Annotated in this window: 14 protein-coding genes; 7 read left to right on the forward strand and 7 right to left on the reverse strand. The window is 44.4% G+C overall.

The window, feature by feature from the left end:
* From B7360_RS10280 to B7360_RS10305, 6 genes are read right to left on the reverse strand one after another with little or no spacing between them, the layout of a single operon-like run.
* Window positions 1-1,401 carry an AMP-binding protein gene (locus tag B7360_RS10280; RefSeq protein ID WP_085343438.1) on the reverse strand — a complete coding sequence of 467 codons (1,401 nt, stop codon included), beginning with the start codon at window positions 1,399-1,401 and terminating at the stop codon, window positions 1-3.
* Window positions 1,402-1,405: 4 nt separating this feature from the next.
* Window positions 1,406-1,966: a hypothetical protein gene (locus tag B7360_RS10285; protein ID WP_005396008.1), complete on the reverse strand. Its 561-nt coding sequence runs from the start codon at window positions 1,964-1,966 to the stop codon at window positions 1,406-1,408.
* A complete protein-coding gene (locus tag B7360_RS10290) occupies window positions 1,966-2,223 on the reverse strand; it encodes an acyl carrier protein (RefSeq protein WP_005396007.1) in 258 nt (85 codons plus the stop codon). Before B7360_RS10290 ends, B7360_RS10285 begins: the two co-directional genes overlap by 1 nt.
* 15 nt (window positions 2,224-2,238) lie before the next feature.
* On the reverse strand, window positions 2,239-2,499 hold the full coding sequence (locus B7360_RS10295) for a phosphopantetheine-binding protein (RefSeq protein WP_005382278.1): 261 nt from the start codon (window positions 2,497-2,499) through the stop codon (window positions 2,239-2,241).
* Between the two features lie 13 nt (window positions 2,500-2,512).
* Window positions 2,513-3,280, reverse strand: a complete 768-nt coding sequence (locus B7360_RS10300; protein WP_085343439.1) for a 1-acyl-sn-glycerol-3-phosphate acyltransferase — start codon at window positions 3,278-3,280, stop codon at window positions 2,513-2,515.
* On the reverse strand, window positions 3,277-4,005 hold the full coding sequence (locus B7360_RS10305) for a beta-ketoacyl synthase chain length factor (RefSeq protein ID WP_005390456.1): 729 nt from the start codon (window positions 4,003-4,005) through the stop codon (window positions 3,277-3,279). The genes B7360_RS10300 and B7360_RS10305 overlap by 4 nt, the downstream gene beginning before the upstream one ends.
* Window positions 4,006-4,081: 76 nt before the next feature.
* On the opposite strand from B7360_RS10305, the gene B7360_RS10310 reads away from it, so the two are divergent.
* From B7360_RS10310 to B7360_RS10325, 4 genes are all read left to right on the forward strand, one after another.
* Window positions 4,082-4,480 (forward strand): hypothetical protein, encoded by a 399-nt coding sequence (locus B7360_RS10310; protein ID WP_005390458.1) that lies wholly within the window; start codon window positions 4,082-4,084, stop codon window positions 4,478-4,480.
* Window positions 4,481-4,507: 27 nt separating this feature from the next.
* Window positions 4,508-5,575: a methyltransferase gene (locus B7360_RS10315; RefSeq protein WP_005390460.1), complete on the forward strand. Its 1,068-nt coding sequence runs from the start codon at window positions 4,508-4,510 to the stop codon at window positions 5,573-5,575.
* Window positions 5,576-5,582: 7 nt separating this feature from the next.
* Window positions 5,583-6,827 carry an NAD(P)/FAD-dependent oxidoreductase gene (locus B7360_RS10320; protein WP_005390463.1) on the forward strand — a complete coding sequence of 415 codons (1,245 nt, stop codon included), beginning with the start codon at window positions 5,583-5,585 and terminating at the stop codon, window positions 6,825-6,827.
* 220 nt (window positions 6,828-7,047) lie between these two features.
* Window positions 7,048-7,788, forward strand: coding sequence for a transglycosylase SLT domain-containing protein (locus tag B7360_RS10325; RefSeq protein WP_080619239.1), 741 nt, complete (start codon window positions 7,048-7,050; stop codon window positions 7,786-7,788).
* A 9-nt stretch (window positions 7,789-7,797) separates the two neighbouring features.
* Here the strand turns inward: B7360_RS10325 and B7360_RS10330 are convergent, their stop codons facing one another.
* A complete protein-coding gene (locus B7360_RS10330; RefSeq protein WP_085343440.1) occupies window positions 7,798-9,102 on the reverse strand; it encodes a hemolysin family protein in 1,305 nt (434 codons plus the stop codon).
* Between the two features lie 176 nt (window positions 9,103-9,278).
* Between B7360_RS10330 and B7360_RS10335 the strand changes: the two genes are divergently transcribed.
* The 3 genes from B7360_RS10335 (at window position 9,279) to B7360_RS10345 (ending at window position 12,767) form a co-directional block, all read left to right on the forward strand.
* Window positions 9,279-10,487, forward strand: coding sequence for a DEAD/DEAH box helicase (locus B7360_RS10335; RefSeq protein WP_085343441.1), 1,209 nt, complete (start codon window positions 9,279-9,281; stop codon window positions 10,485-10,487).
* Window positions 10,488-10,740: 253 nt separating this feature from the next.
* Window positions 10,741-11,403: a TrkA family potassium uptake protein gene (locus B7360_RS10340; RefSeq protein ID WP_006742864.1), complete on the forward strand. Its 663-nt coding sequence runs from the start codon at window positions 10,741-10,743 to the stop codon at window positions 11,401-11,403.
* The gene (locus B7360_RS10345; RefSeq protein ID WP_085343442.1) at window positions 11,400-12,767 is read left to right on the forward strand and encodes a TrkH family potassium uptake protein; all 1,368 of its coding nucleotides are present in this window, start codon (window positions 11,400-11,402) and stop codon (window positions 12,765-12,767) included. The genes B7360_RS10340 and B7360_RS10345 overlap by 4 nt, the downstream gene beginning before the upstream one ends.
* The last annotated feature ends 245 nt before the right edge of the window (window positions 12,768-13,012 follow it).

Here is a 13,012-nt window from a genome sequence, read left to right on the forward strand (position 1 = left end):
TTATTGGAATAGTTTTTCAATTTCAGCAACTTGGCGTTTGCCTTGGCTGTTCAATGGAATTTCGTCGACCACTCGGAATTTTCTCGGGATAGCGATCGGTTCTAGCCAATTGCGCAGTGCCTTGCGAAGCTCAAGCCAAAACTTGCCTTTACCAAGTTCATCAAGCACATCGCTGCCTTTATCGTTAAGTACGATGATCGAGACTAACGTGAGGCGACCTGATTCTTCCATTGGGATCACCACGCTTTCTTGAACCCACGGCAGTTGCTCTAAACGTTTTTCCACTTCGACAAGGGAAATACGCTTTTCTTCGACTTTGACGATTCGGTCAGTGCGTCCACGCAATTCAAAAGAAATACTATCATGGAAATAGCATTCATCCGCAGTTTGGTACCAAGTGTTTTCATCAATGTGTGGCGAGCGGAGCTTTAAACAATTTTCATGGTTAAGCTTTGCTTCAACACCTGGGAATAACGTCCATGGAGTGCTGGCTACGTGCTGCTGACGGTAAGCGATGCCGCCGGTTTCTGTGCTGCCAAAAACTTCAATAGGAAGTGACCCAAACAACTGCTGGCTGTGCTGCGCGGCTTGGTTTGGCAAGGGACCACCAGAAGAAAATACGCACCGAATCGCAACCGGATTATGCTCTTCACTGAGTCGTTTTAGTAACGCAGGGCTGCTTACTAGCGTGGTGTCAGCATCGGCGTGATGGACAATTTGCTCTGGGAACTCAAGGTTGTGTGCTGAAAATGGACGTGCAGAGCACAAAGGCCACAATACGCGGAACAGCAAGCCGTAAATGTGTTGATGAGAGACGGTGCTTTCAACGCGTGTGTTGGCAACCGTGTCGCCCCATAGGTTGTCTAGAATAGACACTTCGACATCGAGCTGCTTCAGCGTTTTTGCAATGGCTTTTGGTTTGCCGCTTGAACCAGAAGTGAATAGCGTCACTGGTATTTGTGCCAGATTCAATTCACGCCAAACATAAGGTTGGTTTACCTGTTGTTTGTTAGTCAATGTGGTTTCTAACAATGAACTAGCTTCGATTAAAAGCGAACTCACCTGTTCTGGAACCGAGACATCGGCATCGTGCAGTAATAAATCGTAGTGCTCACTGAGTTCTTTGAGTGCTTCTGGTTGGTAATTACCAGGCAATACAATGGATTTTCCTGCGTGACAACAAGCAAAAAAGCCAACGGCAAACAGGTAGCTGTTGCCAAAACACAACGCAATGTTTTGCGTTGGTTGGGTTTCTAACTTCTGAGCAAGTGTTGCGACGTGCTGCTGGAAATCACCCCAAGTGATAACTGTGTCGCGATCGTAAGAGACAGGGGATTGCTCAGACCTCTCTGCGACGAACAAGGTCGCTAGGGAGGTAAAGCTCGAATACGTTGTATTCATACGATTAGTGTTCCTTTCGAACAAATTGACGCACGATCCATTCTCCAGCGAACAAGCCACCAGCAAGTAAGTAGCTGATGAGGCCGTTATAAAGCGTCCATATTTTTACTGGTAGGAAACAGGTATAGAGTGCAACGGCAGCGTTGAGCGTAAAAAAGGCGCACCAAACCATCGTCACTTTGCGAGTGTAAGCCACGCCACTAGCCGGAAGGTCGGGTTCTTGCAAGCGAGCAAGCCTCTCTATGATCGATTGCGGCTGTTTTAAGCTCAGTCCAAATACACACAGCATACATAAATTGACAACGACAGGGTAAAACTGAAGCCACCCGTGTTGTTTAAACACCATGCCAAGCGTAATGAGAACAATGCCAACAGCGCCCGTAGCGAGCGCCAAGAATTTAAACTCTTTTAGTGGGGTCTTATTTGCGACGAAAACACGCAAAAGTAACGCAGCAATTAACAAGCCCCCAACTAAGTTCAAGCCAAATTTATCTATACCGAAATAGACGGCGAAGGGGTAGGCAAACAGTACAATTGCAGACAGACCAGTCAGCAATTGGCGCATTAACTTTCCTTCAATAACTCAGTGACGGCGTTAACCACATCGTCAACGGTTCTTACAGCACTAAACTCTGCTGGCTTGATTTTTTTGCCAGTGACATTCTGTAGATGTACGACCAAATCAACGGCGTCAATGCTATCAAGGTCGAGATCTTGGTATAAGTGCGCATCTGACTGAATGTCGGCTGCGTCAATTTCGAACAGCTCAACAAGCGCATCTTTAACTTGTTCAAATACTTGAACTTTATTTACATCAGTCATGAATATACCTACAACTTATTCATTAGTTTGAGAAGAAACGTATTTCGCTAGGTTTGCTACAGAAGCAAAGTGTTCGCGCGTGTTTGAGTCGTCGGCATCAATAACGATGTTGTATTGTTTTTTAATTGCGAGTCCAAGCTCAAGTGCATCGATAGAATCTAAGCCAAGTCCATCACCAAAAAGTGGTGCATCCGTTTCAATATCATCTACGGTTAAATCTTCAAGGTTTAAAGCATCAATAATAAGTTGCTTAATGTCGTTGTGTAACTGTTCCACTGGGACCTGCTTATTAATAAAAGTTTTCTGGAAAAATGTTTTCAGCTAGGTGCTGTTGTAAGCGTCGCGCCGCTATTGTCGGCGACGTAGTTTGCTTTATAAAAGGGTCAATCTCAACTTTATCCTTAACTTCAACCCTGAAAAAAGGCTTTGTTGCCGGTACTTGATACCATTTTTTCTCTTTTGTGAGGAAACTTGGCGTTACCGTAATATGGACAACCCTTAAATCTCGTTCTGTTCTTACCGCAATTTGCGCAGCGCCGCGTTGTAATTTTGGTTCTACACCTGGTGTTGTTCTTGTCCCTTCAGGAAATATAAGCAACACGTTGCCTTTGTTAAATCGTTTATCACAAAGTGCTAATAAATCATCCGGCGCTTCATTGGGAATATATCCGGCTGCTTTTACGATGTGCTTCATAAAAGGATTCGACCATATTGCCGATTTTACTAAACAGTCGCAGCGATTTAATTGTGAAGCAATGAGAACGTAATCGATTAAACTAGGATGGTTGGCAACAATTAAACAATTACGATCTTGTTGAAGAATATCGGCACCAATAATTTCGTAATCGATTGCTCCACTTAACTTCATCAATTTACAAAAGGTGTTGAATGAATATCGAATCGCACCTTGAACTTTATATTCACGTTCGGTTTGATCCGAAACGAAAATACGAATAGTCGGAATAACAATGAAGCTCAGTGCTAAACCACCTAACCCAAATACTGAAAAACAAAAGCCGGTTGCTAGCACACGCCAATACTGATTTAAGCGACTCATTGCTTGTGCCATTCCCAAATTTGTTGCGGAGCGTGAATAGTCCACTGATTTTCATCTGACAAGTAGTGTTGCAAAAACGCTAAGCCTTGTGGCAAAGGGTGGTTTGAGCATTTTGCACTGATGCCGCTTTGCACCGTGAAGCCATCTCCATGAGAAAGTATCAAGCCAAGTCCAAACCCTTGGTATTGTTGGTTTTCATATTCTAAATAAGAGTCAGGCATAGGCTCATCAAAATCAACAAGCAGGACTTTTTTGTCAGGATTGTCGGACAAAAACAGCCATGCTTCTAATATTGCACTTTGGAATGTGTTTTCTGCCGCAGCGATCGAAGTTAGGGGGATGGGCTGTTTGGTTGCAATAGTGGCAAGCCCTGCGGCGGTATTATGCACTGACTGAGAAAAAGCCATCGGAGACGCTTCTTCTCCATTAATTATATCTTCAACTAGTGCGACGCTGCGATGCAGTTCACCATGACGGCTTGAAAATACAAGGTAATCAACTTGATGTTGATTAAGCATTTCGATTGCAGTTTGTACCGCCAGTTTACTAAGTGGGCTCATTCTTCTGCGCATCATCGCAGGAATATTTGCAACATTGATTTTGCCATCTTCTGGCCATTTTATCTCTGTTGCCCATTGTTTCCATTCATTGGATTCGGATAAACCGAATGAATTCGCTGTCCACGCATCAATATTGAACGAAATGTTGATCTTCGAGTTTGGCATATTGGGTTAAATTGTTTATTTTACAGCTCGATACAAATTGGGGTTGACCCAAATTCACAATAAAAAGGAAATTATCATGTCGCGTTTTAAGCTGTATGTCTCGTTATTATTAACTTTGCTTCTTGTTGGTTGTGGACGAGTACAACCTGTAATGAATGTGGAGGATACTCCAGTTGCTTATGATCTTCAAAATAAACAAGTAAAAATGGCCATTGTGCAATCGGCAACCAACCGAGGTTGGACGATTGAAGAAGTAAGCCCAGGCGTTCTTATTGCAAAAATTCACGTTCGTAAACACTTTGCAGAAGTAAAAATTCCATATAACAACAAATATTACTCAATTATTTATCTCAACTCAGTAAATCTAAAAGCCAGTGATGGCAAAATCCATCGCAATTACAATCGTTGGATAAACAACTTGAATGTTGATATTCAACGAGCTATTGCATTGTTAGGCTCTCAGTCTAAACAATAAAAATATTAATTGCAGTTAGGTTTTTCCGTGTTAAATCAAAATAATGACCCTTTTAATGCTTTTGAAGCAAAAACAGAAGCTCAGAAGTTATCTTTTGCACCAATCGTGTTCCAGACCGCCAGAACGCTCCGAGATTTAGGTATTTTAGCCGCGCTAGACAGCGCCGGTTCACAAGGCATGAGTGCCACGGACATTGCCGAGAAAACGGGCGTGTCAGAATATGGTGTCAAAGTATTGTTGGATATGGCGATTAGCGCACATATTGTTTTATGGGAAAGACCTAACTATTCGCTTGCGAACCTTGGTTTTTACCTTCTTCACGATGGTATGACGAACGCAAACATGGATTTTACGGCTGATGTCTGTTACGCCGCGATGATGCATCTGACGGAAGCGATTAAAGAAGGTAAGCCTTCAGGTTTGAAAGAGTTGGGCAATTGGGAGACGATTTATCAAGGTCTGTCGACGCTGCCAGATCAAGCCAAACAGAGTTGGTTTAAGTTCGATCACTTCTATTCGGATCGCTCGTTTCCATTACTGCTTAAAGAAGTGTTTGCAAGCAAGCCAAAGCACCTAGTGGATATTGGTGGAAATACCGGGAAATGGGCTATTCAGTGTTGTAAGCATGATCCTGATGTTGAAGTTACTATTGTCGATTTGCCGCAGCAATTAGAAGTGGCGATGTCAAATGTCTCTGAAAACCAGTTCGCCGAGCGTGTACGTCCATACCCTGCCAACATGCTTGATAAAGCACAAACATTGCCTGAGCATGCTGACGTATGGTGGATGAGCCAGTTCTTGGATTGCTTTTCACCAATTGAGATCCTAAATATCCTTAAAAAAGTCAAAGCCCAGTTAACGAAGGGAGATACTATTTACGTATTGGAGCTATTTTGGGATGCCCAAAAATACGCGGGTGCTTCCTATAGTCTTAATGCAACCTCTCTCTACTTTACCTGTTTAGCCAACGGCAATAGTCGTTTTTATCGCAGTGATGATTTCTTAGAAATTGTCGAAGCGGCAGGTTTATCTGTCGTCGAAAGAACCGACAACATTGGCCTTGGTCACACCTTATTAAAACTACAAGCAAACTAAATTCAGAATGAAAACAGAGCTCAAGCAAGTTGTCGTCGTAGGAGCGGGCCCATCTGGCTCCACCGTTTCTGCGTTATTAAAATCGCGTGGCATAGATGTCGTTGTCATAGAAAAAGCCACCTTTCCACGTTTCTCTATCGGAGAAAGCCTGCTTCCTGCATGTATGGAAGTTGTCGAGCAAGCCGGAATGACCAATGCGGTAAAGCAGTTTGGCTTCCAATATAAAGATGGCGCTGCATTTCGTCGCAACGGTGTTTACACCCAGTTCGATTTTACGGACAAATATACCCCAGGGCCGGGTACGACGTTTCAGGTGCAACGTGCCAGTTTTGATAAAGTGCTCGCCGACAGTGCCGCAGAGCAGGGCGTCGATATTCGTTATCAACATGAGCTAGTTAGCTTGGCGTTTGAAGGCAAAAAATCGCGCTTAGAAGTTGTTGGGCCAGATAAACAGACCTATCAAATCGAAGCTGATTTTGTTTTGGATGCGAGTGGTTTTGGCCGTGTTTTGCCACGCTTGTTGGATCTTGAAGAGCCTTCTTGTCTTCCTCCAAGAAAAGCGATATTTACTCATATTGAAGATCGTATCTCTCCACAAGAGCTAGAGTACGATCGCAATAAAATTCTGATTTCCGTACATCCTGAAAATCACGATGTGTGGTACTGGCTGATTCCATTCTCGAATGGTACGTGTTCGTTTGGTGTGGTGGGTGAGCCTGAGTTTTTTGAGCGATACCCAGAGGATAAGCTTGCAGCTTTGCAGCAGTTGGCGAATGAAGAGCCGGGGTTGGCTTCTGTGTTGCGAAACGCGAAGTACCCAAATCCAGCAGGCGAGTTGGGTGGCTATTCAGCGAACGTCAAACGCTTAGCGACAGAAAACTACGCACTGCTTGGTAATGCCGGCGAGTTTCTTGATCCTGTGTTTTCATCTGGTGTCACCATTGCCATGAAGTCGGCGGAATTTGCGGCCGATTGCGTAGCTCGTCAATTAAATGGTGAAGTGGTTGACTGGCAAGAAGAGTATTCGGAACGCTTGATGGTGGGGGTGAACACATTCCGTACTTATGTGGAGGGGTGGTACAACGGCACATTGCAAGATGTGATTTTCTACCAAAACCCGAATCCACGTATTAAGCAGATGATTAGCGCGATTTTGGCTGGGTACGCTTGGGATACAAACAACCCTTACGTAAAACAAAGCGAACAACGTTTGTCGACGCTCGCTGAGCTGGTTCGAGAAGCGGAACTGTAAGAGTATAAATTCTCTTAGCTGAGGATGCGTAAACCTAGGTCTTACCGAGCAATTGGTAAGACCTTTTTTATTCTCGACAATACCTTTTTATTTGTACTTCGAACTTACTGGAGACATCTTGACCACTTGTTTCGAGGTGTATCGAATTTGAGAAAATTTATAGTGATTATGATCACATACATACTCATTATTGCTGATATTTATATTAAACGTGTAGGAAATGGATTACATTTTGGGAGTGTTCCCTAAATCCGGCTTCGTTGTGAAAACGGTTTATAAGCAACTGTATAAATTAGTAAAGTTCCAAAAACTGCACCAAAAAAAAGATAAGTTTCTTGCCAAATCAATTCGCTTGGTGAGTTCGAACCATCGACTTCGCCAAACACTTCCTTTACTTTCTCGAATTGTCAAAGAACACGACGCGCCAACGGTCTCTTCGGTTGTTGAACCCGAGAACGCGGTGGCGTGGGGAGGCAAAGTTTCTCCAGAGTTCAAATGCAAAGTCATTCGTATTAGTGAAGAGCTGGAGATCAACCCTAATCATCTGATGGCCTGCATGGCATTTGAAACCGCTGAAACCTTCAGTCCAAGCATCAAAAATGGTTCAGGAAGTGGGGCGACAGGGTTAATTCAATTTATGCCCTCTACCGCTGAGTCATTAGGAGTGAGTACGAAAACTCTTGCGAGGATGAGCGCGGTCGAGCAACTTGACTATGTAAAAGCCTATTACTGGCCATATCGCCATAAAATCAATAGTCTGGAAGATGCGTATATGGCAATTCTCTATCCTGCTGCGATTGGCAAACCGTCTTCTTTCGTTTTGTTCAAGCAAGGCTCGATTGCATACCGACAAAATGCGGGTATCGATCGTCACAATACAGGAAAAATCACGCTTAATGATGTTTCCTATAAAGTACGGAAAAAACTAGAGAAAGGTTTACAGCCCAATTTGATGGGATAGGGCCGCGCTTTATTCCACTTCGCTATTGTTGGTTGGTGTATCGGTGTCTTTGGTGGCTCTGACTTGCATAATGCGATGTTTTTTAACGAGGAGTATGTCAAATCGCCAACCTTGGTAGTGAATGTGCTCCCCAACATTTGGGACTCGACCATAAAGCCATGTCAAAAGCCCATTTAATGTTTGAAAGCCTTCTCGCTCTTCGCCTTCTATGCTGCTCAGTTCGAGTTTATTCTTGAGCTCATTGAGCGGGATCAACGCGTCCATCAACCAGCTGCCATCTTTTTGTTGCTTGGCCCACACTTGCTGTGGTGCCATGCCCAGTTCTCCAGCAATTGACTTTAACAAGTCGTAAAGGGTTACTAGGCCTTGTACATCACCATACTCATCGACAATAAAGACCATTTCCGCACTGGTTTGTTGCATGTAGTTAAGGAGAGGTAACCCTTTCATGGACTCGGGTACAAAACGCGGACGCTTGAGCTGTTTAGCCAGTTTACTGATAGACAATTCGTCATATTCATCGAGCAGGACTTTGGATGAAATGGTACCAATAATATTGTCCAAGCTACCTTTACAGACTGGCCATACGGAGTGTTGGGTTTGGCGAAGGTCAGTAAGGATGACATCAATAGGTTGGTTGGCATCCAGGTAATGGATATCGCACCGTGGTGTCATTAACGATAATGCTAAACGATCGTTAAGGTGGAGTAAGTTGCGAATCATCAATTGTTCTTGTGGCTCAATCGCACCGGACTCAGAGCCTTCACTAACAATAGCAAAAATATCCTCCTCGGTAACAATCTCACCGTTGCTGTCGTTTTGGCGCAATAATCGGAGAAAAGTATCGGTTGAAAACGTCAATAAGAAGACAAAAGGAGTGGTGAGCTTGGCGAGCCAGTGGATCGGATAAGCTACGATAATAGCGATGGTTTCTGCGTTGTTTTGTGCAAAGCGCTTGGGAACGAGTTCTCCCACCACAATCGCGAAGTAGGTGATCATGAGCACGACGCTCGTCGTTGAAAGTACCGTTGCTATCTCTCTTTCTAGCCCTTGGGTTACTAACCAATTTTCGAATGGTACTGAAAGCGTTGCTTCACCAAAAATACCACTTAATAGCCCGATGACGGTAATGCCTATTTGGATCGTGGAAAGAAACTGAGTCGGATTGTTTTTTAGTTCGAGCGCTAAAGCGGCAGAGGCGTTGTGTTCTGCAATTAATTTTAGCCTTCCGCTTTTGGCTGCGACTAGAGCGATCTCTGACATAGCAAACGCGCCATTGAGTGCGATTAATCCAACCAGCAGTAATACGTCCATAACGTTTCCCAGTAATGTACACGTTAGCAGCATAACTAGATTCACGCGCAAGAAATGTGATGTTGCGAGTAAATCATGCAGCGCTCTATTATCGGGCTCTACGCGCATGAATCCTTCTGTTACTTCACTGGGATTCTGATACACTACGCGCCCATTTCTTCTGTTGAGACGTTTCTATGCCATTTTCTAAGCTTGGTTTAAGCGCATCGATTACTGAAGCAGTAAAAGCGCTAGGTTATGAAAAACCGACCTCTATCCAACAAAAAGCCATTCCAATCGTACTGCGTGGTAGCAACTTAATTGCTGCAGCACAAACGGGGACAGGTAAAACGGCCAGTTTTGTTCTACCAATCTTAGAAAAGCTTAGTCAAGGCGAAACGCAACGTAAAAAACGCGCTCGCGCTATTATTCTTACGCCCACACGCGAACTTGCGCTTCAGGTTCATCAAAGCATTGAAGCTTATGGTAAAAACTTACCGCTGCGCTCAATGGCGATGTTTGGTGGTGTGGATTATGCGCCACAAAAACAAGCCTTGATCGAGGGTGTCGATATTGTGGTAAGTACGCCGGGACGTTTGATTGACCTGTACGGTCAACGCGCTATTCACTTTGATGAAGTGGAAATACTAGTGCTTGATGAAGCGGACAAAATGTTGGACATGGGATTCATCGATGCGATCGATAAGATCGTCGATTGTATGCCAGAACATGTTCAAAGCCTACTGTTCTCGGCAACGCTATCTAACCCTGTTCGTGATTTGGCGAAAAACGCGATTATTGATCCTGAAGAGATCACGATTGCAAAACACAGTGCATCTAAGTCGAACATCAAGCAGTGGATCACCACCGTCGATAAGGACATGAAGTCGTCACTGTTAAGTCACATGCTCAAAGAAAACGACTGGTCGCAAGTACTGGTATTTATTGAAACCAAACACGGTGCTGCCAAGCTTGTTAGCCAACTTGAAAAGCGCGGCATTGTGGCTGAAGCGTTTCACAGTGGCCGTAATCAGCGTGTTCGCCAAGAATTAATAGAAAAGTTCAAAGCCGGTGAAATCCAGTACCTAGTCGCAACTGGTGTTGCAGCGCGCGGTATTGATATCGATAACTTGCCCGTTGTTATTAACTACGACTTACCGTATCCAGCAGATGAATATGTACACCGTATTGGTCGTACTGGTCGTGCTGGCGCACAAGGTGAAGCGATCTCATTAGTCTCAAAAGATGACTTTAAAAACCTTTGTATGATCGAGAGCCGTTTAGGGCACTTGCTAGAGCGAGTGGAAATTGACGGCTTTGCACCAAGAAAGCCAGTGCCGATTTCTATTTTAAATTACGTACCTAAGAACAAGCGTAAACCGCACGATAAGCGCGAATCAAAATAGCCTGTTTTATCTCTACGATCCAAAAGCCGCATTGTTGCGGCTTTTTGCGTTTTAGGGAGATTCACTCATGGGTTGACAGTGTTGGCTTTTATGCCGTAATGAGGAAAAAAGTTAATTTATGTCATACGCTTAACACTCAAAGTGAGTCAGCTTTCGTAAAGCTTTTGTCAATTCTCTGTCCTCAGGTTTGCACAAGGTTAGGAATGGGCGCAGACTTTTTTTCTTGCTAGTGAATGCATAAGATGAGGCATAAATGAAAACAGGTGATAAGCAATTCGCCGTTATTGGTCTTGGCCGGTTTGGTTTGGCAGTGTGTAAAGAGCTACAAGATTCAGGAGCTCAAGTTTTAGCGGTTGATATCAACGAAGACAGAGTTAAAGAAGCTGCCAGTTTTGTTAGTCAGGCAATTGTGGCTAATTGTACTCACGAAGAGACGGTTGCTGAGCTTAAGCTTGATGATTACGACATGGTGATGATTGCTATCGGAGCGGACGTTAACGCCAGTATTCTCGCCACACTGATCGCCAAAGAAGCGGGAGTGAAGTCAGTATGGGTTAAAGCCAACGATCGATTTCAAGCGCGTGTTCTTCAAAAGATTGGTGCGGACCACATTATCATGCCTGAACGTGACATGGGGATACGTGTCGCGCGTAAAATGCTCGATAAACGGGTTCTTGAGTTCCACCCTTTAGGTAGTGGCTTAGCCATGACGGAGTTTGTGATTGGATCTCGTTGGATGGGTAAGACATTAAGTGACCTCGCACTGTGCAAAGTCGACGGTGTGCAAGTACTCGGGTTTAAACGGGGGCCAGAAATTACCAAGGCGCCAGACCTTAATACCAAGCTAGAAATTGGCGATCTCATTATTGTGGTTGGCCCGCAAGATGCGCTGGCAAATAAATTAAAATCACTATGACGCAGTTTCATCAAAAAGGCGTTTTTTACGCGCCAGATGGTAAACGAGAAAAAGCCAAGGGTAACGAGCCGCGGATTATATTGCTGAGTTTTCTCGGTGTGTTGCTGCCTTCTGCCGTGCTGTTAACTTTGCCGGTTTTTTCTGTTACGGGCCTTTCGATAACGGACGCTTTGTTTACCGCAACATCCGCCATCAGTGTGACAGGGCTTGGTGTTGTCGATACCGGGCAGCACTTTACGTTAGCCGGGAAAATCTTGCTGATGTTTTTAATGCAAATCGGTGGGTTGGGACAGATGACGTTGTCGGCGGTTTTACTCTATATGTTTGGTGTGCGTTTAAGCTTACGCCAGCAAGCGTTAGCGAAAGAAGCGCTAGGGCAAGCTCGACAGGTCAACTTAAACCGACTGGTGAAGCGGATTGTGATTTTTGCGCTTGTCGCAGAATCTATTGGGTTTATTTTCCTTTCCGTTCGTTGGGTTCCTGAAATGGGCTGGCAAACTGGCATGTTTTACGCGTTATTTCATGCGATTTCTGCGTTTAACAACGCAGGGTTTGCTCTGTTTTCAGACAGTATGATGAGCTTTGTGAATGACCCGCTGGTCATCTTTACCCTGGCCGGGTTATTCATTTTTGGTGGGCTTGGTTTTACTGTTGTCGGAGACATCTGGCTGAACTGGCGTAAAGGTTTTCACTTTTTGCATCTTCATACCAAAATCATGCTTATCGCGACACCGATATTGCTCTTTGTTGGGACGGTGATGTTTTGGTTACTCGAGCGGAGTAATCCAAATACAATGGAATCGTTACCTTTGGCTGGTCAATGGTTGGCGGCATTCTTCCAATCCGCTAGTGCTCGAACGGCCGGATTCAACAGTGTCGACTTGGCGCAGTTTACCCAGCCATCGTTATTGATCATGATTGTTTTGATGTTGATTGGTGCTGGCTCCACCTCAACGGGGGGCGGTATTAAGGTTTCCACATTTGCCGTTGCGTTCATGGCTACGTGGACCTTTTTGCGCCAAAAGAAACACGTGGTTATGTTTAAACGAACCGTAAACTGGCAAACCGTGACTAAGTCACTTGCCATTATCGTTGTGAGCGGCGCCATTCTGACAAGCGCGATGTTTTTATTGATGCTCACAGAGAAGGCAAGCTTTGATCAGGTCATGTTTGAAACCATTTCCGCATTTGCGACGGTAGGACTTACCGCTAGTTTGACGGCAGAGCTTTCTGAACCTGGCAAGTACATTATGATCGTGGTGATGATCATTGGTCGTATCGGGCCTCTCACGCTTGCCTACATGTTGGCCCGCCCTGAGCCTACCTTAATCAAATACCCAGAAGACGCCGTTCTTACAGGTTAAAGTAGCGTTTATCTGCACCCCACCGACCATAACGAGCACTGATTAATAGCAGTGCTCGTACATTTATAAAATATGTGGGACGTTGCCCAATTTTATCTACAAAGTCGCAGAAGTTTATTTCTTCTTTTTTTTGTTTCGATACTATTCATTCACTCAATTTATACCCTCGGAAGCCACACTTACAAAAGTATTTGGGCATCCGACGCTTTTGTAACGTGATGCTAAATAATATTGTGTTATCTGAG

The sequence above is a fragment of the Vibrio sp. ArtGut-C1 genome, assembly GCF_002105475.1.
Taxonomy (GTDB): Bacteria; Pseudomonadota; Gammaproteobacteria; order Enterobacterales; family Vibrionaceae; genus Vibrio; species Vibrio diabolicus.

Bases quoted from the DNA above. Each gene is read 5' to 3' on its own strand.
- B7360_RS10310 (WP_005390458.1), top strand. From the start codon at position 4,082: ATGTCGCGTTTTAAGCTGTATGTCTCGTTATTATTAACTTTGCTTCTT.
- B7360_RS10320 (WP_005390463.1), top strand. From the start codon at position 5,583: ATGAAAACAGAGCTCAAGCAAGTTGTCGTCGTAGGAGCGGGCCCATCT.
- B7360_RS10345 (WP_085343442.1), top strand. From the start codon at position 11,400: ATGACGCAGTTTCATCAAAAAGGCGTTTTTTACGCGCCAGATGGTAAA.
- B7360_RS10340 (WP_006742864.1), top strand. From the start codon at position 10,741: ATGAAAACAGGTGATAAGCAATTCGCCGTTATTGGTCTTGGCCGGTTT.
- B7360_RS10330 (WP_085343440.1), bottom strand. From the start codon at position 9,102: ATGGACGTATTACTGCTGGTTGGATTAATCGCACTCAATGGCGCGTTT.
- B7360_RS10300 (WP_085343439.1), bottom strand. From the start codon at position 3,280: ATGAGTCGCTTAAATCAGTATTGGCGTGTGCTAGCAACCGGCTTTTGT.
- B7360_RS10290 (WP_005396007.1), bottom strand. From the start codon at position 2,223: ATGACTGATGTAAATAAAGTTCAAGTATTTGAACAAGTTAAAGATGCG.
- B7360_RS10285 (WP_005396008.1), bottom strand. From the start codon at position 1,966: ATGCGCCAATTGCTGACTGGTCTGTCTGCAATTGTACTGTTTGCCTAC.
- B7360_RS10305 (WP_005390456.1), bottom strand. From the start codon at position 4,005: ATGCCAAACTCGAAGATCAACATTTCGTTCAATATTGATGCGTGGACA.
- B7360_RS10325 (WP_080619239.1), top strand. From the start codon at position 7,048: ATGGATTACATTTTGGGAGTGTTCCCTAAATCCGGCTTCGTTGTGAAA.
- B7360_RS10280 (WP_085343438.1), bottom strand. From the start codon at position 1,401: ATGAATACAACGTATTCGAGCTTTACCTCCCTAGCGACCTTGTTCGTC.
- B7360_RS10335 (WP_085343441.1), top strand. From the start codon at position 9,279: ATGCCATTTTCTAAGCTTGGTTTAAGCGCATCGATTACTGAAGCAGTA.